Below are 20,424 nucleotides of genomic sequence, written 5' to 3' on the forward strand. Positions count from 1 at the left end.
CAGCATTAACCGTCAATCACAATCGGGGTGGTCCAATCTGTTAGATTCCCCGCTTGTTTACACCGTTAGATTCCCCGCTTGTTTACATCAGGCGGCGTCGCCAAAGCTATTCGTCGACAATCGAACATGAAGGCGAGGCAACATCACCCGAGTTACCAATGATCGGCTCAAATCGAGCTCCGTCGGCGGACTGGTTCATGTTGGAAGCATTAACCTCAATTCCAGCAACTTCAGCCAGCAATGGCGATCGCTCGACCACATTGCAGCAACCCAGAAAACGGGTTCTCGTCGCGCTTCTTGGTGGCGCCAGTCAAACGCTGGAGGCTAGACGGATCCAAGCCCAACATGCCACCGTAGGTAGCCATCTGTCTGGCCGCCTCATTCCTAGCCGTTAACGCCGGGTTCTTAACAACGCCACCTTGTGCACCGGGGACAACAATACCGTTCTTAGTGATTTCATCCGAAGCCATCCGGAACTGGTCATAAGCCGCGCAGTAAACCTCAAGGTTCTGAATGTCAGTTGCAGCCAAAACCTTTTCGCGGCACAGCTCGGGGGCACCTGTCGCCCAGAGTTGCGCGCCGTACACGCCCATCCATTCAGGGCATTCAATATTCGTGACCAGATCAAAGTCTGGTTCGTCTTTATTCAGTTTGCGCTTGCCGGGGTTGCCGGCCAGCTGCTTCTTTGCAACCGGCTTAAGCCGACGCCCGGAGCGTCCGGCTACTCCAGCCATTCGGCCTCCGGTCAAATTTCATAATTCGCGGGTGTAAAAATCTGACTAGGCAGCTGGTGTCCAGAGGCTTGCCCCTGCGGTTCCTCGCCCCCCCCTACCCACCCCGCCGCTTCAGCCCCCTGCCAGCCCGCGCTTCAGCTTGAGTCTTCTTGCGATGACAGTCCTCATTGATTGCCCTGAGGTTGGAGTGGTCATCTGTCCCCCCCTGCGACTCGGGGATGATGTGATCCACTTCAGTCGCCACCAATGGAACAAGCCTCTTCTGGCAATCTCTGCACTGGCATAAGTAACCATCGCGCGCCAAGATGTAATCCCTTAGCCGTCGCCATGGCCGACCGCCTCGTCCAGATTTGCCAGGTGTTTTGCGCCATTGCTTGGCTAGCCCGACGTGCTCATTGCAGTAGCCGCTGGCGTTTCGGTGCAGCGCCTTGCAGTGCCTACATGGTCGCTGGGGTCTTTGGGGCATCTTTCATCAGCAAAAACAAAGGAAGGAAGTGGCGCTGTTTTATCTCTCTTTAATATGTCTTACTTCATCACGCGGAATGATAAAAGTGTCATATTAGGAAGGAGAGAAACTGTATGACTAACTACAACGATAGTTTTTTAATTATTTTCGCAACGATCACAACGATCACAACGATCGCAACAACACTCATCACAATCAAGTTGGCTGGCTGGTATAAAAGAACCCGCAGAAAATCGTTCTTAGCCACTCGTCCCGTTAAAGTAAGGAAGACCGAGGAAAGCACACTTCAAGTATGGCAAGTCGTTTACCAACAAGCCTCCGAAACTCTCCGGGAACAAGTAAAAATGCTAGGAAACGTAAACATTGCCGGCGTAGCTGGATCTGTAGCTGTGATTGGCGGAGCGATACCAGAAGCCAACACTCCTTTTGTTATAGCAGCTGTAATTACGTTTACCTTGGGGCTTTTGATATCTCTTATGCCAATCACAGGGCTGGCTGACAAGTTCAAAGAGGACTTGACCGCGGTAATGAAATCAATGACTGACCAAACGGCCGAAAAACTTGAAGTGCGACATGCGTTCGCTCTTGGCAAGAATTTTTACCCCGGGATTCTTTCACTGTCATGCACAGGCTTGGGAATTTCATGCCTAATCATCGCGCTACTCCCATAACAAGCACTTCTAATAGCACAGGACTTACTCTTTTCTCTTGGCAAACGACAAACACCCAACGGCACTCTTTTCTGGCATTTGATATTTCACACCTAGCTGGTACTAATAATGAACATCTTTCTTCACGGTTTAGCGCTTACGAATTACCGAGGCATAGGCCCAATAAGGCAAGAGGCACAAGAATTTACAACAATAAATTTGTTTGTCGGGCCAAATAATTCCGGGAAGTCAGCTTTTTTAGCTTTTATCGCTGAGCAACTAGATTGTTTCTCGCATCAAGCTCTAGGCTCTAGCATAGGGCGAACCCCGAAGAAAATGCTGAAACAAAACGACCCGCACTTGGGTCATAGTCAAGAGTCGGTGCTCTTTGATTTGTACCTACCCAAGAAAAAAATACATGAAGTGATCCGACAAGAGGCGAAAAAGAATAGCAACGAGTATCTTGCATCACCCGAAAATATAAGACTATTCACGGATAATCTTGCGGATGGATCATTCGTCTGGATTCAGTACGGCGCCCATCCCAGAAGGTTTGTGGCAGCTGGGAAAATTACGAACAATCAAAAATATACCGCGCCCGAAATTATCAACGCCACTAGAGCCATTTGGCAGATTTTCAGGCCCTCATACACCGGTGGCACATTTGATCAAAACTGGCTTCCTGAATCGATTGCCCAAGTACTCCAATCAGAATGTCTAAGTCTACCCAGATCAGTCTACATTCCCGCAATTCGACAAATTGGTGCCAAAGGTGAGCAATACGAGGACACATCAGGCAAAGGCTTAATCGATAAACTGGCAGAAATTCAAAATCCGGGGCACTTAGAAAGACATAAACAGGTCGACTTTGATCAGATAAATAACTTTCTGCGCAGCGTCACCGGCGATCCGAGTGCCACGTTAGAAATCCCTCATGATCGAGAGCACATTCTTGTGCATATGAACGACCGCCTTTTGCCGCTTAGTTCCTTGGGAACGGGTATACATGAAATCATCATGCTTGCTGCGTTTTGCACTTTGGCAAAGAATCAAATCGTATGCATAGAAGAGCCCGAAATACATCTTCACCCTACTCTCCAGCGAAAACTCATGCAGTACTTGGCGGCCAAAACTACCAATCAATACTTCATAGCTACCCACTCTGCCGTTTTGATAGACACTCCTGGCGCAGCAACTTTCCACGTTTCTCTTGTTGATGGGCAGACTACTGTGCGCCCAGCATCCACCCCTTCAGAGCGATACCGAATCTGCTCAGACCTCGGTTACCGTGCGTCAGATATCGTTCAGGCAAACTCGATTATTTGGGTAGAAGGTCCGTCAGATAGGATCTACCTAAAGCACTGGATCGCTGCTGTTGCCCCTGAACTAGTAGAAGGACTGCATTACTCCATTATGTTTTATGGCGGGCGCCTCTTGAGTCATCTTTCTGCCAACGATGAAGAGGTCGAAGACTTTATCAAACTACGTCGACTAAACCGCAACCTAGCCATTATTATTGATAGCGATAAAAAGAGCGCTCAATCGAAAATCAACGATACAAAAAAACGAATATGCGAGGAATTCAACACGAGCCCGGGTGTTGCGTGGGTCACAAAAGGCCGAGAGATAGAAAACTACATACCCGTCGAAATCATTCAGTCCGCGCTAAAGAACATTTATAGAGACTCATTTTCCAAGCTTTGCGCGACGGGTAGATACGACCACATCCTGCGTTTTGAAAAAAGTGCGACATCTCGAAAAAGCTCAACGGCTGGCATCAATGAGAACGCGGATAAGATAAAAGTTGCCAAGCACGCCTGCCTGTCTCCCCCTGACTTTACGATGTTAGATTTGAAAGATAGGGTTAATGAGTTGGTGCGAATGATCAAGTATGCGAATGAGTAATTTGATCGTCATACGGCTGACGACTCAGTTGAACGATTTTTCCCTTGATCGAGGGCCGCGCTATCGACCGTGCGCACAGTCGCGCTCAATCCGAGCGGTATAGACCCGAAGGCCAAGTCGTCATGCGTATACAGACAACTTCCGATATCAAGTAAAGCCCATACTCTCTGAACTCAGCCGACATGGGCGACTTTCAACTTTAAGACTGACTCGGTGAGACACAACCTAATAGAGAGCCATTGTGCCCAGAAAACTACAGCCCCATAACAATGGATGACTAGACGATGTCAACAGATAAAGACACAAAAGATAACAGTACGGAGAAAATGGGTGGACTAACAGCCGACACGACTACGTATGTCAAATTAGTAATAGGCGCATTTATTTTGGCACTATCTGCTTATGGCATTTGGTTCGGCGTCATGCAAGGATTCTCCCTTTCAAAAGATCCTGCATATTGGGCTCAGTTCGGCGATTACCTTGGTGGGACTATAGGGCCAATCGTAGGACTGGCGACCATCGTCTTACTGGTCATAACACTGAATCTGCAAAGAACCGAACTGCGAGAGCAGCGAGAACACTTAGCGCAATCCGCCAAAGAGCTTGCAGAGCAAAACCAAATTCTAATGAAGCAATCGTTCGAACAATCGTTTTTTACTTGGCTTGGTCAGTATCAGAAAACACTCGATCAAATAAGCTTCAGCGGGGGAACGACGATTCATTCACCTGAGCCTACCTTAGTCCCTCATGGAAAAGTTTTGACGTCAACCCACGCGCTCAAACGCATGGCGCAGGTATTAGGCACTCAAGGATGTAACCTATGCATTAACGATGCCCTGCGATCTACGCCTAACCCACATACTGAGCCGCATAGAACCAATCTCAAGAATATTTTCATTTCGTCTTGGCTTGCCATATACCATTCAGACTTAGGCTCTCTTAGAGTGGGGCTGCGTACGCTATACGGGCTTGTTCGGTGGATTGACCAACATGAGTTACTCAGTGAGAAAGACAAAAAACATTACATAAGCATAATAAAAGCTCGCCTAACAGAGGCCGAAGCTCTGATACTTTATGCAAATGGACTCACCGAGGATGGCGCTAAATTTGGTGAATTGCTATCCAAGTACTCAATGTTGACAGCCCTAGATCCGCAACAATACGAGATATTGAGATATCTGCCCTTAAATGAGCCTCAAGCTTTGTAATAAGGCGAAAAGTACCCCCCACACTTGGCGTCCCACTTTCCATGTTTAGGAACGGCGGGAGCCACACAAGGCAGTCTCAGTAACACGGGCAACGACGTCCTGCTCTTCCAAACGAGTCAATTGTTTGCGAAGGCAATCGCGCTCGGTTGGGGTTCGTTGTGTACCATTACAGACATGTCGCAAGATCTGAATCATCCTGAACTCGTGCCCGGGATGATCTACCCGCACGGTAGGCGCGTTCGATAGCCCCCAGTCAGGTTGCTTCATTTGTCTTTTCCAGTAAAAAGCCGCCCGAAGGACAGGTGTTTGTTAAATTCCGAGGAAGAGTAAATATAGGAGAACACGTGAATACAAGAAATTTTGCCCTAATCGGGCTACTCAGCCTTGGTATTCAGGCCTGCAATGTTGCTCAGGCGCAGTACTCACTCTCTAGGGACGACTTCAAGAATCTACGAACGACTAATGGCGACTCGTCACACAACGTGACAGCACCAAGTGCTCAGCAATCACCTCAGGAGAAGTCCGCACGAGACTCTGAATTCAGCAAGAAATTCAATAGGGCCCTATCAGACGCCACGCGAAAGGAACAAGAGGCAAAGGCAGATTCGTTACGCACTCAAATGCAAAGTCAGGAAATGCGTAACAGCACTACTCGCTCACAACGTAACAGCAATACCAATACATCGACAGGTCGCACCCAAATTCAGTTTGACGGAAATGGCGCTACCGCATGCCGCAAGATGGAGTCAGGACAAACGCAATGTGCAACTCAAGGCCAGCGGTAAAAGAGGGAGCGTCAAAGAGTCGCCCCGCAAATCCGTATACTCAGTGGGAGGGGAGTAAAGATGATCCTGCAGAACAAGAACAAAGAGCCCGCGAAGCTTGATTAGCTGGCGGGCTTTTTGCCCGCCCCCCGGCGCGAGACAACACCTGTTCGGCCTGGCCAACTACGGTACGGCCTTGCTCGTTGAATGCCCCGAGAGCCCATAGAAAACAAAAATCGGCTTCAATCAGGTGAGCGTGGTCTGGGTTATGCAATGGCCCGTCATCAGCCAAGATCGTGACTTTTACCCAATCAGCAAGATCTGGTGCAGGCGGCAGAGTCGTATAAAGCGATTCAAGCAGATGCTCGGATAAATGCGACCGCCTGGTAGTCATTTCTGCATCGCAAATGAAAAATCGCCCCTTGTGGCGGAGTTACGCGTCAGATAGCCTGTTATTCTTTTCATTACGCTCGAGTCAGAAGCGTTATAACGAGGGATTCTAGGCTCTGGTGATTCCCCATGACCTCGTATGAATGGGCGATAAGTATTGCGCTGTTTCTGCTCGCAATTTCTCTCTTCTGCATTGCGTATGCAATTACCAAAGGTGTTGCGCTCCATCGAAAGAGGTTCTTTCGCGAATCGCGCGATACCTACGACGTACCCGCGCCAGTTCGAGAGCAGGTCGTACACGTATGGATCGCTCTTTTTAACAAAACCATCGACAGGCACGATCAACTCACCAACTATCTGCGCATTACGACCACTGCAGCTATTGGGGCTGGAGTAACCCTACTAGCTCAAGACAGGATCCACCTAGCCAAGCCAAAACTAGATGGGCTATTGACGATGCTCTGGTTCAAGACGGAGTTTTACGAAAATGGACTCTACGCCTTTATAGTTCTTGGCGGCGCTCTTTTCGTATTATTGGGCCCTACAGAGCTTCTTGCGAACCATCCTCGAAATCTTGCCAATAAGATCGCAAAACGCTTCAACGCACGATGCGATGATGTAGACGAGCTCCCATGTTTCACCTTGCCATTTCAATATTTCTTGTGGCAACTCATCGCATTTTTAGCACTAATAGCTGGCAGTGCCATGCTGTTTTCATCTATCAAGCCCAAAGAGCCCCAACCCCAATCAGCCATCCTAGTCCCACAGCATACAAGTACGAACTCATCACCGGATTCGCCAACGCCGCCCCTTTCGCGACGCTCTAATCCCGACCCTCGACCATAGTCAGAGGCTCGCCGTGGGCGCAACAACCAAGAGTAAGGCGCTCCTGGGCGTAGCTGTAAGACAGCATGAAGGTCATCCGCCCCAGCAATCGATGTTTGCGTCTCGGCCCATACTGGACTCAACAAAAGAATGAGCCCCAGCCAGATCAATGAGCCCGGGGGGGCAAAGGCTGCAGCGCCACACGGAATCTTGTAGCGGTGCCATCCTTAAACCGCTCGAGCACCGTGCAAATGCAAAAACCCCGCCACGTGCGGGGTCGGTTTTCTCAAGGCGCAATAGCCCTGGACGTATTGTCACACTTGGCGTCCCACTTTCCAAGCGCTCCATGTCTCACTTTCCATGTGTAGGCATGATGACAGCCACGAGCGGCCGTCTCAGCGACACGGACAACGACGCCCTGCTCTTCCAATGAGTCAATTACCCTCATAATGCCCTTGCGAAGGCGGTCGCGCTCGGTTGGGGTTCGTGGAGCTCCATTACCGACATGGCACACAATCTGAATCATCCTGAACTCACGCCCGGGATACGCCGCCAGCAGATCAATCACCTCTTTCACGTACTTCAAGCAAACCTCCTTTGAACGCGGTCTTTGAACAGGCCCAAGTACAACTTGCATTCATTATCAGACAAATTCACGCCAGTAATTACGTAGATCCAGCGGCGTGCGGCCAATTGGCGGGCATCTGATGCCAAGCCGCCGAACATGCCTTTCTTCTGAGGAAATTCGGCGCTAATGACCATGCCCTCGTGATGGGGAAGCCGCTTGTGCATGCCCCCTACGATCATCGCATGATCGATCTGGATGGGCCTGTAATCGTCTTCCCATGACACTTACCTGGCCATATTCCCCACGGTCTCGCCTGACCAGCACCAGCGCACCCAATGCCAGAGGATATCGTCGGCAGTCAGTGTTCTACCTGTTGTCTGACTCATCTGGCGACTCCTTAAACAACGCTTTCAACTTGCGCGCGGCCTCAGCTTATCGACCTTCTTTGAATAGATCCACTTGGCGTTGGCGCATTTCCTCGAGGCGCTCGGCAACGGCTGACGGATCTCGCATCATCCATTTTGGCAAGTCCATTACGCACCCCTTCCAAATCCGTGTTTGCGCTCCTGGCCGTTTCCAATGCATTTCATTGTTTTTACCGAAGGCTGTGCCTGGCTAATGTCCTGCCCTAGCGGGTGGGGCTTGGCCTTGAATTCTTTTGGCAGGGCCTTGATTCGGGTATTCATCAACCGATCTCCACAACAACCAAGCCTTAACCTTTGATATCTAGGCAGTCATCCAGCGTCCAAAGTCTGAAAATTTTGTCGTCTACGACCAGCGCTTTAGCGAATGCCGTCGACGTAATGCTTGATGGCGCCAATGTAACCATCGATGTCGCGGTTACGCTGATCTGGGATGGCGAATAACGGCGGCGAAACGCCATTCCTTGAATCGATCGGAGACAGCAACCTGCCTGATGGAATTGTTAGCCGACAGATGCACCGCCTGAAGTAATCCAACTTATCCACACAAACTGTGAATAACCTAATGGATAACCCTATGAAAACCAAAAAAGATGCTAGCGACACGTCGAATTACGTTGGCGTGGTCGATTCGGGCCCATTTGCGCCGGTCAAACGCTACGACCTGGGCACACGCTTTTACAACAGCCTGTCGGTACCGGAGATTATCGAAACACCCGACGCCAAGCACACCACGCACCTAGCACCCTTCGCAAACGCGGTCACGTTTTGGTCACACGGGACACCAGAAAACAAAAACGCCACCGGCGAGGGTGGCGTTAGCGTCTTGATAAACAAGGGGAAACTCTGGTGGCGCATCCCTGATTCGAACAGGGGACCTGCGGATTATGATTCCGTCGCTCTAACCGGCTGAGCTAATGCGCCACACTTGAAGACCAAAACTATAGCATAAAAATTTACTACTAAGCAAGAACCTCAATAAAATTTGACGCAAAAAGATCAAATACAAAAAAATACCCCCCGCTGCCAAAACAACGGGGGGTGTCAATACTGGGCCAGCACCCTAAGGTGCCCTGCCCTGATTACTTGCTTTTCATGATTTGAGCCGCTTCGGAAGATGCTGCGGTCAAAGTCGTTACTGCCGGATTATTGCCCTGGAGTGCTTCCTGCAATTTGCGATGGAACATTTCGCGGATTTCGGGGTAATTGTTGATCTTGAATCCACGTGCGGTTTGTGTCGGTGGCTTGGCATAAACCGCAACAAGGCCCTTCCAGTCGCCCAGGTTTTTATAGTAGTCGTCCCCCGTTGCAGCAAATGCTTGCTGGGTTAACGGCAAGAAACCCGTTTTTTGGTACCAGGTTGCTGCGTTATCGGGGCGCGTCAACCACGCCAGAAACTGTGCCGTGGCTTTGTTCTCGGCGTCGGCGTGACCAGACGTTGCCCACAAACCCGTACCGTCAAGAAATGGATTGCCGGGCTGCTTGGTAACCTGCGGGTAATACGGCAAGCCTACAACGCCGAAGCTCAGGGGGCGCGTGTCGATAAACCGCCCCATATTGCTGGACTCGGACATCAGGATCGAGCACTCGTTGTTGGCAAAGCGGTCAATCGCTTTGGGGTCGGCGCCCGGATTGACCAGCAACTCGGTACGCACCCAGCTGATCATGAGCGACAAATGTCGCACAAACGTGATGTCGAATGAGAACGAAGGCACGCCTTTTGTACCGTTGTCACCCGCTGTAAAAAACTGGTTGTTTACAGCCGCCAGGTTCTCAAGGTTGACCGAGACCGACTGGTCGGTGGTTGCCGGGCAATAGCGTGTGGCCTTATTGGCCAGCTCGACCAACTGATCTTGCAGGCCCATCCAGGAACGATCCGGCACTGCGGGCTGCAAGCCGGCCTTTTTAAAGGCTTCGTGGTTGTAATACATGACGGGTACATCGATCATGTATGGGAAAGCCAGCAAGCGGCCTTTAGCGTCGCGCATGCTTAGGTTTTGCGGCGCGACAAACCAATTGGCGTCTTTAATGGGGTACTTGGCCAACAACGTATGCAACGGCATGATGTAGTTGCGATTGGCCAGCGATTCGGGGTCGCGATTATCGTCGATTTGAACCAGGTGCGGTGTTTTGGCTTTAGCACCCACCTGCTTGAGCAGCTCGGGCTCAATTTCTTTGGGGCTCTTGAAAGACTTCAGGTTGACCTTGACATCGTCTTGGTCGCGATTGAATTTCTTGACCAGGTCTTCGAACACCTCGTGGTTATGTTCATTTAAAGAAAACCACACCTGGATGTCTGTTGCGGCGTGTGCTGAACCCGCCCCCAAAACAGATACTGCAACCGCAACTGCTGTCGCGCGCCACGAAGCAGGCGCGCGAAAAAACCGATGTATCGTCATAACGGAATCAACCTAAAAAGGGAAAATCAGGCTCGGGCTTTTGGCCTGAAATAATATCGGCAAGAACCTTGCCAGACCCGACACCCATCGTCCACCCCAGCGTGCCGTGACCAGTATTCAGGTACAAATTGGATATTTTTGTACGCCCGATAAGTGGCACATTAGACGGGGTAGACGGGCGCAGGCCCGACCAAAACTGAACGTTATCAAAATCGAGTGCGGAAGGGAATAGACCCTTCGCCAGAGACACCATATTCTGACACCGATTTGTGTTTAAAGCACGACTATAGCCGGACAATTCGGCGGTACCTGCCATACGCAAGGTATCGCCCAGACGGCTGAACACGACCTTGTGCTCGCTATCGGTGATGCTGACTTCGGGGGCTGCGTCAGGGTTGATGATTTTAAACGTGGCCGAGTACCCTTTGGCCGGGTACACCAGGCACCGTACGCCCACGGGGTTGACCAGGTGTGGCGTAAATGCCCCCAGCGCCGCCACATAGGCATCGGCCGTCACCTCACGGAAAACACCTTCGGCATCAATCACCTCTACGCCCGTAATGCGCCCGCCTTCGGCGCGCAGGCGGTTAACCTGGGTTGAAAACATGAATTCAACACCGGCATGACGGGCTTTTCGAGCCAAGGCGCTGGCAAACATATGAATGTCGCCGCTTTCATCAGTCGCCGTGTAATCGCCACCCACAATGTCATGAATGGCCGGCTCAAGTGCCGGTTCAAGCGCCAGCACTTCATCCACGCTGACTATTCGACGATCAACGCCAAAGTCGCGCATATAGCTGGCCGCCGTCTGCGAAGACTCGAACTGTTCGGGGTCGCGATAAATATTCAGAATACCGCGCGACAAGTGATGGTAATGGATATCAAGGTCGTCGCGCATCGTGCGCAGGGTTTGTAAGCTGTACTCGGCCAGGCTGACCATTGCCCGGATATTTTGCGGCACGCGTTTGGGCAGACATTCGCGTAAAAATGCCAAGCCCCACGCCCACTGGCGCCAATCGGCTTGCGGGCGAAAGACCATAGGCGCGTTGTCGGACATCAGCCACTTGAGTAACTTTAGAGGGGCCTGCGGATTCGCCCAGGGTTCGGCATACGACACTGAAATTTGCCCGCCATTGGCGCGGCTGGTTTCCTGGGCAGGCCCGGGTTCGCGGTCGATAACCACCACCTCGTGGCCCGCCTGATTCAGCCACCAGGCCGTAGAGATCCCAATAATGCCACTGCCCATTACCACTACTTTCATGACGCTTACCTTTGAATGACAGTCTGTTGGCCTTAAACGACGCGCACCCGTAAGGGCAACAAGCGCTTAGCCTTTGTGCGTATCGGCCTGCGACGTAAAGGCGTCGGCGTAAAACTCGGCCTCGGGCAAACCGTTGTCGCGTACAAAATCGCGACGCGCCGATTCGACCATAACCGGCGCACCGCAGGCGTAAACCTGATAACCCGACAAGTCGGGGATGTCTTGCTGCACGGCCTGATGAACAAAACCTGTACGACCCGCCCACTGGTCTTCGGGCTGGGCGTCGGAAATAACAGGCACATAACGAAAGCCCGGCAACGCCTGTTGGAAGCCGTTAGCCAGTTCGTGCATGTATAAATCGGCCGGACGTCGCCCGCCCCAGTACAACACGGCCGGGCGTGTGTTGCCCGTAGCCATCATGCGCTCGATCATGGCTTTAACTGGCGCAAAACCTGTGCCGCTGGCCAGAAACACAATAGGCTTGTCGGTGTCCTCTCGTAAAAAGAACGAACCCAACGGGCCTTCAATACGCAAAATTTCGCGAATCTTCATGCCTGTATCGCCGACCCCGAACACATGATCAGTAAACACACCGCCCGGCATATGGCGAACATGCAGCTCGACACGATTGTTTTCGGACGGCGGATTGGCCATGGAGTAACTGCGTCGTTGCCCGTCTTTAAGAATGAACTCTATGTACTGACCCGCGTAATAACGGAAAGGTTCCGCCGGCGGCAACTGCAGATCAATGACCATGACGTCGTCGCGAATACGATTCAACCCCATGACGCGCGATGGCATTTTGCGGATCTGGATATCACTGGCCATGCGGATTTCTTGCGCCTCGATGAGCAGGTCGGACGTAGGCTTTGCCTGACAAAACAGGGTATAGCCTTCGGCCAACTCTTCGGGCGACAGCATTTGTGCGGGCGACGACCCGGCCTCGAAGGAGCCCGAAACCACCCGCCCCTTGCATGTAGAACACGCTCCGGTACGGCAGCTATAAGGCAAAATGATATCGGCCGCCAACGCGCCATCGAGCACGGTGCTGCCAGGCTCGACATAGAACTCGTGATTCGACGGCTGTACGGTAACTTTGAAACTCATGACGACACAAAAACAGATTAGGTTAGCCCGCTATTTTAAGCCGGGCGAATAAGCGGCTGCTTGACTTTCGCGTCGAGCATCTTGCCCTTGCGCGCACGCTTGCCCACGTATTCGGCCAAGGCCGGTATGTCGAGCACGATATCGGTTTGCTTGTTACGGTAAACCCCGCTGACGCAAACACCCGCAGGCCCGATGGCCGCCCACTGGCTTAGGGTATCACCCTCGTCAAGCCCCATCAAAATTGTTCCCCGGCCACCACCTGACAAGACCTTGAACTCTTCAAGCCCTACGACCAGGAAACGGCCTTTGCGCGTCAGCATGGCCAAATGACTGCTGCCAGACGCAATAGCAAGTGGCTTGAGCATGACGTCTTTGTCTTCAAGCGTGACAAATTGCTTACCTGCACGCTGGCGCGTGCTCATGTCTTTTAACGAGGCGATAAAACCATAACCCGACTGCGTGGCAACAAAATACCGTTGTGCGTCGGGGCCGGCCACCATATGCACCACCCGGCTGCCCTGCTCGATGTCGACCATCGCAGTAATAGGTTGGCCGTCGCCACGCGCCGAAGGCAAAGCGGACACTGGCACTGTATACACACGGCCCGTAGAAGAAAACGCAATCAGGTTCTCAGTGCTACGGCACTCGATCGCATCGTATAGGGCATCGCCCATTTTGAAGCTGAACTGCGCGGGATCGTGGCCGTGCCCCTGCCTTGCCCGCAACCACCCTTTCTGGGAAATAATCACGGTGACGGGCTCATCGACCACTTTAGTTTCAAGCACGGCCCGCTCGGCGGTTTCAATTAGCGTGCGACGATCATCGCCATACTGTTTGGAATCGGCTTCAATTTCGCGAATAATCAAGCGCTTCAATGATGACGGGTTAGCCAGCAACTCTTGCAGCTTGGCCTGCTCTTCTTTTTGCTCGGCAAGCTCTTTTTCTATTTTGAAACCTTCCAGCCGCGCCAACTGGCGCAACCGCATTTCAAGAATATCTTCGGCCTGGCGCTCGCTTAGCGAGAACCGGGTCATCAGCGCCTCACGCGGATCATCGGACTCACGAATGGTCTGGATGACCTCGTCGACATTCAGGTAAACCACCATGCGCCCTTCAAGCACATGGATACGGTCAGTGACCTTATCTAAGCGGAACTGGGTACGACGCGTAACGGTTTGCGTGCGGAACCCCAACCATTCGACAAGCACATCGCGCAATGCGCGCTGGCCTGGACGCCCATCGGTACCAATACACACCAGGTTGACTGAAGCGCTGCCTTCTAGGCTGGTTTGCGCCAATAGGGTGTTGACGAACTCATCGCGATCGATGCGACTGCTTTTGGGCTCGAAAACCAATCGCACAGCAGCCTGCTTACCCGATTCGTCGCGGACCGCATCCAGCAAATTCAGCATAAGCGCCTTGGTTTGCTGCTGCTCGGTGGTCAGGCTCTTTTTACCCGCCTTTACTTTCGGGTTGGTACGGTCTTCGATTTCTTCAAGAATTTTCTGGGCCGATGTTCCCGGCGGCAACTCAGTCACCACCAGTTGCCACTGACCACGCGCCATGTCCTCGAATTGCCAGCGCGCGCGGGCCTTCAAAGAGCCCCGGCCACTGCGATAAACCGCAGCGATGTCTTCCGGAGACGAAATAATTTGCGCGCCCCCGGCAAAATCGGGCCCCGGCACCAGTGCCATCAGTTCATCGTCGTCGAGCTTGGGGTTACGCAACAAAGCCACGCAAGCCTGGGCGATCTCACGCAAATTATGCGACGGGATTTCGGTGGCCATACCTACGGCAATACCCGAAGCCCCGTTAAGCAACATGACGGGCAAGCGCGCTGGTAACAATTGCGGCTCTTTCTGGCTACCATCGTAGTTGGGCGCAAAATCGACCGTACCCTCGTCGAGTTCGTCGAGCAACACCTTTGAAAACGGCGTCAGACGTGCTTCGGTGTATCGCATGGCTGCGGCGTTATCGCCATCGCGAGAACCAAAATTGCCTTGCCCGTCGACAAGCGGGTAGCGCAGGGAAAAGTCTTGCGCCATACGCACCATGGCATCGTAGGCAGCCTGATCGCCGTGCGGGTGATACTTGCCCAGCACATCGCCAACCACACGCGCCGACTTGACCGGCTTGGCGTTGGGCCCCAGCCCCATGGCATCCATGGCATACAAAATACGACGTTGCACGGGCTTTTGCCCATCGGCTACTTCGGGCAAAGCGCGCCCGCGCACCACCGACACCGCATAATCAAGATAGGCTTGTTCGGCGTAGTGGCCCAGCGTGAGCTGTTCGCCGTCGTCGCCGCCGTCAAACAAGCCGGGTTGAGTGTTGTCCATAAAAAGTGTTGTCCTGCTTTATTTAGTTAGACGTCGACATCGGCAAGATTGCCTTTCTCTTCGAGCCAGGCGCGGCGCTGCGCCGATTCGCCCTTACCCATCAGCATGTCGAACATTTCTACGGTGCCTTTCACACCCAGCTCGCCGCACGACACCACCATCAGGCGGCGGGTGTCCGGGTTCATGGTGGTTTCCCAAAGTTGCTCGGCACTCATTTCGCCCAGGCCTTTGAAGCGGCTGATGCTCCAGGACCCCTCGCGCACGCCTTCGGCACGCAACTTATCTTGTACCGCTTCGAGTTCGCCCTGATCGAGACAATACAGCTTGCGCGCCGGGCGCTTACCCAATGCGGGAACATCGACCCGAAACAGGGGCGGCCGGGCAATATAAACGTGCCCCGATTCGACCAGACGGGGGAAGTGCCGAAAAAACAACGTGAGCAACAACACCTGAATGTGGGAACCGTCGACGTCGGCATCCGACAAAATACAAACACGTCCGTAACGCAATCCGGACAGGTCAACGGTGTCATCCGGACCGTGCGGGTCGACACCGATCGCGACCGAGATATCGTGAATTTCGTTATTGGCAAAAAGCCGGTCACGCTCGACTTCCCACGAATTAAGCACCTTGCCGCGCAGGGGCAAAATAGCCTGAAACTCTTTGTCGCGCCCCATTTTTGCAGAGCCCCCGGCAGAGTCACCCTCGACCAGGAACAGCTCGGTACGCGACGCGTCGGAAGACTCGCAATCGGTCAGTTTGCCAGGCAATACGGCAACGCCCGAGCTTTTACGCTTTTCGACTTTTTGCGCTGAACGGGCCCGCGCCTGAGCCTGACGAATAGCGCTTTCGGCTAGTTTCTTACCAGCCTCGACGTTGGCGTGCAAGACCAGTTCGAGCGCGTTCTTAACGTAAGCACTGACCAACCGGACCGCATCGCGACTATTTAAGCGCTCTTTGATCTGGCCTTGAAACTGTGGGTCGAGCACTTTGGCCGACAACACAAAACTGGCGCGTGCAAAGACGTCTTCGGGTAACAGGCGCACCCCTTTGGGAATAAGGTTGTGCAGTTCGGCGAAGGATTTGACCGCATTGAACAAACCGTCACGCAGACCCGCCTCGTGAGTCCCGCCCGCCGGGGTGGGAATCAGGTTGACGTAAGACTCACGCACAACATTACCCTCGGATGTCCAGACCACCGCCCAATGCGCGCCCTCGCCTTCCGAAAAACTGTCGTCGTCGGCGCCGGCATACTGGCGCCCTTCGAAGAGCGGCACAATGCGCTCGGCATCGCCCAGGGCTTCGTCAAGGTAACTGCGCAAGCCATCGGCATATTGCCATTGACGGGTTTCACCGGTTTTTTCAACAGTCAGCGACACTTTGATGCCGCTGAGCAACACAGCTTTGCTGCGCAACGAATGGACCAGTTCGGCCGCCGGAATGACTGCAGAATCGAAATACTGCGGATCGGGCCAGACACGAACGCGGGTGCCGGTTCTTTTTTTAGGTACCGACTGCAGCGGTTGCAAGGGTTCGATAACCTCGCCGTGCCCGAACACCAGACGATGCGTCAACCCGTCACGCATCACATCAACCTCAAGCCGCGTGGACAACGCATTCGTGACCGACACGCCCACGCCGTGCAAGCCCCCCGAGAAGGCATAGGCCCCCCCGGCCTTTTTGTCGAATTTGCCGCCGGCATGCAGTCGCGTAAACACAATTTCAACCACCGGCACCTGCTCTTCGGGATGCAAGCCCACCGGAATGCCACGCCCGTCGTCTTCGACGGAAATGCTGCCGTCGGTGTGCAGGGTCACGCTGATTTGCGTGCCAAACCCTGCCAAAGCTTCGTCGGCAGCGTTGTCGATAACCTCTTGCAGAATATGCAGCGGGTTTTCGGTGCGGGTATACATGCCCGGGCGCTGGCGTACCGGTTCAAGTCCTTTCAGAACCCGAATCGATGCTTCGTCGTAGTGTGGTGTCGTAGCCAAGGTTTCCCCAAAAATCTGGTGGACGAAAAAACAGTATTTTGCCTCAGATCCGCTAACCTGGTAGTCAGCAAAACCCGGCAGATGTTATGCTTAGTATAGTTTTTAGTAACTCAAACCTTTATTTCAATACCATGAGCGAACTCATCAAAAACGTTACCGACGCCAGCTTCGAAGCCGACGTTCTTCAAGCCGACGGCCCTGTCCTGGTCGACTACTGGGCTGCATGGTGCGGGCCCTGCAAAATGATCGCCCCGCTGCTAGACGAAGCGGCCAAGACATACCAAGGTCGTGTTACTATTGCCAAGCTAAACGTTGACGAAAACCCCGACACCGCTGCAAAATTTGGTGTACGAGGCATCCCGACGCTCATGCTGTTCAAAGACGGCAAGGCAGCCGCCACTAAAGTAGGCGCGCTCACCAAGTCTCAGCTTGGCGCCTTTCTCGACGACGCCGTCTAACTCCAACTAACCGTTTTTCACTTGCGCGCAGGCCTGTCCAGGCCTGCCACTAGCTCAACTTCCCTTCTTCCCCTCTCATGCATCTCACCGAACTCAAAGCGCTGCACGTTTCGCAGCTGCTCGAAATGGCTGCCAGCCTGGATATCGACAACGCCAGCCGCCTGCGCAAACAAGAAATCATGTTTGCCATCATGAAGCGTCGCGCCAAACAAGGCGAACAGATCTTCGGCGACGGCGTTCTCGAAGTCCTGCCCGACGGTTTCGGCTTTTTGCGTTCCCCCGACACGTCTTATCTGGCCAGCACCGACGACATCTATATTTCGCCGTCCCAGATCCGCCGTTTCAATTTGCATACGGGCGACTCCATCGAAGGCGAAGTGCGCACACCGAAAGACGGCGAACGCTACTTTGCCCTGGTCAAGGTCGACAAGGTCAACGGCATGCAACCCGAGGCCATCAAGCACCGGATCATGTTCGAAAACCTGACCCCGTTGCACCCCAATCAGGTCATGACGCTCGAACGCGACATCAAAAGCGAAGAGAACATCACCGGCCGTATCATGGACATCTTTGCCCCTATCGGCAAAGGCCAGCGCGCCCTGATCGTTGCCAGCCCCAAATCGGGTAAAACGGTCATGATGCAGCACATTGCACATGCCATTACCACCAATTACCCCGAAGCCACGGTCATTGTGCTGCTGGTCGACGAACGCCCTGAAGAAGTCACCGAAATGCAGCGCACCGTGCGCGGCGAGGTCGTGGCGTCGACGTTCGACGAGCCCGCCACCCGTCACGTTCAGGTGGCCGAAATGGTCATCGAAAAAGCCAAGCGTCTGGTCGAACTCAAAAAAGACGTCGTCATTTTGCTCGACTCCATCACCCGCTTGGCGCGCGCCTACAACACGGTGGTGCCCTCGTCGGGCAAAGTGCTTACCGGGGGTGTCGACGCCAATGCACTGCAACGCCCCAAACGCTTCTTCGGTGCGGCACGCAACCTCGAAGAAGGCGGCTCGCTGACCATCATTGGTACCGCCCTGATCGAAACCGGCAGCCGCATGGACGAGGTCATCTACGAAGAGTTCAAAGGAACCGGCAACTCCGAGGTCCACCTCGAACGTCGTCTGGCTGAAAAACGCGTCTATCCGGCCATAAATCTGAATAAATCCGGCACCCGCCGCGAAGAGCTCCTCATCAAACCCGATCTGCTCCAAAAAGTCTGGGTCCTGCGCAAATTCATCCACGACATGGATGAGGTTGCCGCCATGGAGTTCATCCTCGATAAAATTCGCGCTACTAAAAACAACGCCGAATTCTTCGACATGATGAAGAAATGATTTACCGCCCCTAAGCCTCTCAACCGAGAGGCTTAGTGCATCTTGGCTGTCTTGCGCATCCGGGGTGTATCCACGGGCAGCTTGCCAACAACAATAACAGTCAACAAAAACAAAACGTTTCTTTCTCTCGTTATCAATCACAAAGGCAAACCCTTTGGGTGCGTCTGCGTGAGCAACTTAAGAAAAACAGCCAATGAAACTACCCAGTCTTAACCAGTTCCTGGATCAGGTCCAGGCGCGTGACCCTCACCAGCCTGAGTTTATGCAGGCCGTCAAAGAGGTCATGATTTCGCTTTGGCCTTTCATCGAACAAAACCCCCGCTATGCCGAACAGGGCTTGCTGTCGCGTCTGGTCGAACCCGAACGCGTCATTCAGTTCCGTGTGTCCTGGGTCGACGACAAGGGCCAGGTCCAAACAAACCGCGCCTTCCGCATTCAACACAGCTCAGCTATCGGTCCCTTCAAGGGCGGCATGCGTTTTCACCCCTCAGTGAACCTGTCTATCCTGAAATTCCTGGCATTCGAGCAAACTTTCAAGAACGCACTGACCACGTTGCCCATGGGCGGCGGTAAAGGCGGCTCTGACTTCGACCCCAAAGGCAAGTCCAATGGCGAAGTCATGCGTTTCTGCCAGGCGCTCATGATCGAACTGTATCGCCACCTTGGCCCCGATACCGACGTACCGGCTGGTGATATTGGTGTTGGCGCTCGCGAAGTCGGCTTCATGGCCGGCATGATGAAAAAACTGTCGAACTCGTCGGCCAGTGTTTTCACAGGCAAAGGTCTGACATTCGGTGGCAGTCTGATTCGCCCCGAAGCCACCGGCTACGGTACGGTTTACTTCGCTGAAGAAATGCTCAAGCATGCGGGCAAATCGCTCGACGGCCTGACTGTTTCGGTGTCCGGCTCGGGCAACGTCGCACAGTACGCCATCGAAAAATGCATGCAAATCGGTGCCAAGGTCATCACTGTCTCCGACTCCGACGGCTGCGTAGTAGACCCGGCAGGTTTCACACCCGAGAAACTCGCGTTGCTCATGGACATCAAGAACAACCGCCGCGAGCGACTGACCACCTACGCCAAAGAGCTTGGCCTGACCTACGAACAAGGCAAGCGCCCATGGCACGTGCCCGTCGACGTTGCTCTGCCCTGCGCAACCCAGAACGAGCTTGAAATCGACGATGCTAAAACGCTCATTAAAAATGGCGTCTTGTGTGTTGCCGAAGGTGCGAACATGCCCTCAACCATCGAAGCCGCAGATGCCTTCATCGAAGCGGGTGTACTGTACGCACCGGGCAAAGCCAGTAACGCCGGTGGTGTCGCGGTATCGGGCCTCGAAATGAGCCAGAACGCCGCCCGTTTGTCGTGGCCCCGTGAAGAGGTCGACCACAAACTGCACGCAATCATGCGCGACATTCACGAAAACTGCGTCCGTTATGGCCAGAATGGCAATGCGGTCAATTACGTCAATGGTGCGAACATCGCTGGCTTCGTCAAAGTCGCCGACGCCATGTTGCAGCAAGGTGTTTATTGATCGGAGTCTGACATCGTGAACCGCAAGATTGGGTTGGCCAACGCATAGCCAAGCGCTGCGAAGGCCAAC

At 53.3% G+C, this 20,424-nt stretch carries 17 protein-coding genes and 1 tRNA gene; 7 read left to right on the forward strand and 11 right to left on the reverse strand.

Annotated elements, in window-relative coordinates; genetic code table 11:
* Window positions 1–230 precede the first annotated feature (230 nt).
* Window positions 231–734 carry a phage terminase small subunit P27 family gene (locus tag PuT2_RS07360; RefSeq protein WP_093970369.1) on the reverse strand — a complete coding sequence of 168 codons (504 nt, stop codon included), beginning with the start codon at window positions 732–734 and terminating at the stop codon, window positions 231–233.
* Window positions 735–828: 94 nt separating this feature from the next.
* Window positions 829–1,200: an HNH endonuclease gene (locus PuT2_RS07365; protein WP_093970370.1), complete on the reverse strand. Its 372-nt coding sequence runs from the start codon at window positions 1,198–1,200 to the stop codon at window positions 829–831.
* 113 nt (window positions 1,201–1,313) lie between these two features.
* Here PuT2_RS07365 and PuT2_RS07370 point away from each other — a divergent pair, with 113 nt between their 5' ends.
* The 3 genes from PuT2_RS07370 to PuT2_RS07380 all read left to right on the forward strand — a co-directional run bounded on the left by PuT2_RS07370 (window position 1,314) and on the right by PuT2_RS07380 (window position 4,963).
* A complete protein-coding gene (locus PuT2_RS07370) occupies window positions 1,314–1,871 on the forward strand; it encodes a hypothetical protein (RefSeq protein WP_093970371.1) in 558 nt (185 codons plus the stop codon).
* A gap of 108 nt (window positions 1,872–1,979) precedes the next feature.
* Window positions 1,980–3,755, forward strand: coding sequence for an AAA family ATPase (locus tag PuT2_RS07375; protein WP_093970372.1), 1,776 nt, complete (start codon window positions 1,980–1,982; stop codon window positions 3,753–3,755).
* 284 nt (window positions 3,756–4,039) lie between these two features.
* Window positions 4,040–4,963, forward strand: a complete 924-nt coding sequence (locus PuT2_RS07380; protein WP_093970373.1) for a putative phage abortive infection protein — start codon at window positions 4,040–4,042, stop codon at window positions 4,961–4,963.
* 825 nt (window positions 4,964–5,788) lie between these two features.
* On the opposite strand, the gene PuT2_RS16205 is transcribed toward PuT2_RS07380, so the two are convergent.
* A complete protein-coding gene (locus tag PuT2_RS16205) occupies window positions 5,789–6,121 on the reverse strand; it encodes a putative metallopeptidase (protein WP_370318051.1) in 333 nt (110 codons plus the stop codon).
* A 125-nt stretch (window positions 6,122–6,246) separates the two neighbouring features.
* Here PuT2_RS16205 and PuT2_RS07385 point away from each other — a divergent pair, with 125 nt between their 5' ends.
* Window positions 6,247–6,963: a hypothetical protein gene (locus PuT2_RS07385; protein WP_093970374.1), complete on the forward strand. Its 717-nt coding sequence runs from the start codon at window positions 6,247–6,249 to the stop codon at window positions 6,961–6,963.
* A gap of 561 nt (window positions 6,964–7,524) precedes the next feature.
* Here the strand turns inward: PuT2_RS07385 and PuT2_RS07395 are convergent.
* The 8 genes from PuT2_RS07395 to PuT2_RS07425 form a co-directional block, all read right to left on the reverse strand.
* Window positions 7,525–7,794 (reverse strand): hypothetical protein, encoded by a 270-nt coding sequence (locus tag PuT2_RS07395; RefSeq protein WP_233574938.1) that lies wholly within the window; start codon window positions 7,792–7,794, stop codon window positions 7,525–7,527.
* A 498-nt stretch (window positions 7,795–8,292) separates the two neighbouring features.
* Complete coding sequence (locus PuT2_RS16165) at window positions 8,293–8,418, reverse strand: hypothetical protein (protein ID WP_255416192.1); 126 nt, start codon at window positions 8,416–8,418, stop codon at window positions 8,293–8,295.
* A 361-nt stretch (window positions 8,419–8,779) separates the two neighbouring features.
* A tRNA-Met gene (locus PuT2_RS07400) sits at window positions 8,780–8,856 on the reverse strand.
* Window positions 8,857–9,014: 158 nt separating this feature from the next.
* Window positions 9,015–10,331 carry an extracellular solute-binding protein gene (locus PuT2_RS07405; RefSeq protein ID WP_093970375.1) on the reverse strand — a complete coding sequence of 439 codons (1,317 nt, stop codon included), beginning with the start codon at window positions 10,329–10,331 and terminating at the stop codon, window positions 9,015–9,017.
* A 7-nt stretch (window positions 10,332–10,338) separates the two neighbouring features.
* Complete coding sequence (locus PuT2_RS07410; protein WP_093970376.1) at window positions 10,339–11,592, reverse strand: D-amino acid dehydrogenase; 1,254 nt, start codon at window positions 11,590–11,592, stop codon at window positions 10,339–10,341.
* Window positions 11,593–11,658: 66 nt separating this feature from the next.
* Window positions 11,659–12,699 carry a CDP-6-deoxy-delta-3,4-glucoseen reductase gene (locus tag PuT2_RS07415; protein WP_093970377.1) on the reverse strand — a complete coding sequence of 347 codons (1,041 nt, stop codon included), beginning with the start codon at window positions 12,697–12,699 and terminating at the stop codon, window positions 11,659–11,661.
* A 35-nt stretch (window positions 12,700–12,734) separates the two neighbouring features.
* Window positions 12,735–15,038, reverse strand: coding sequence for a DNA topoisomerase IV subunit A (gene parC, locus PuT2_RS07420; protein WP_093970378.1), 2,304 nt, complete (start codon window positions 15,036–15,038; stop codon window positions 12,735–12,737).
* Between the two features lie 26 nt (window positions 15,039–15,064).
* Window positions 15,065–16,951: a DNA topoisomerase IV subunit B gene (locus PuT2_RS07425; RefSeq protein WP_254046982.1), complete on the reverse strand. Its 1,887-nt coding sequence runs from the start codon at window positions 16,949–16,951 to the stop codon at window positions 15,065–15,067.
* Between the two features lie 209 nt (window positions 16,952–17,160).
* On the opposite strand from PuT2_RS07425, the gene trxA reads away from it, so the two are divergent.
* From trxA to gdhA, 3 genes are all read left to right on the forward strand, one after another.
* Window positions 17,161–17,487, forward strand: a complete 327-nt coding sequence (trxA, locus tag PuT2_RS07430) for a thioredoxin TrxA (RefSeq protein ID WP_093970551.1) — start codon at window positions 17,161–17,163, stop codon at window positions 17,485–17,487.
* A 77-nt stretch (window positions 17,488–17,564) separates the two neighbouring features.
* Entirely contained in the window at window positions 17,565–18,821 is a 1,257-nt protein-coding gene (rho, locus tag PuT2_RS07435; protein WP_093970380.1) for a transcription termination factor Rho, read from the forward strand.
* Between the two features lie 193 nt (window positions 18,822–19,014).
* The gene (gdhA, locus tag PuT2_RS07440; RefSeq protein WP_093970381.1) at window positions 19,015–20,355 is read left to right on the forward strand and encodes an NADP-specific glutamate dehydrogenase; all 1,341 of its coding nucleotides are present in this window, start codon (window positions 19,015–19,017) and stop codon (window positions 20,353–20,355) included.
* Window positions 20,356–20,424 lie beyond the last annotated feature (69 nt).

This window comes from Pusillimonas sp. T2 (assembly GCF_002236805.1).
Lineage (GTDB): Bacteria > Pseudomonadota > Gammaproteobacteria > Burkholderiales > Burkholderiaceae_B > Neopusillimonas.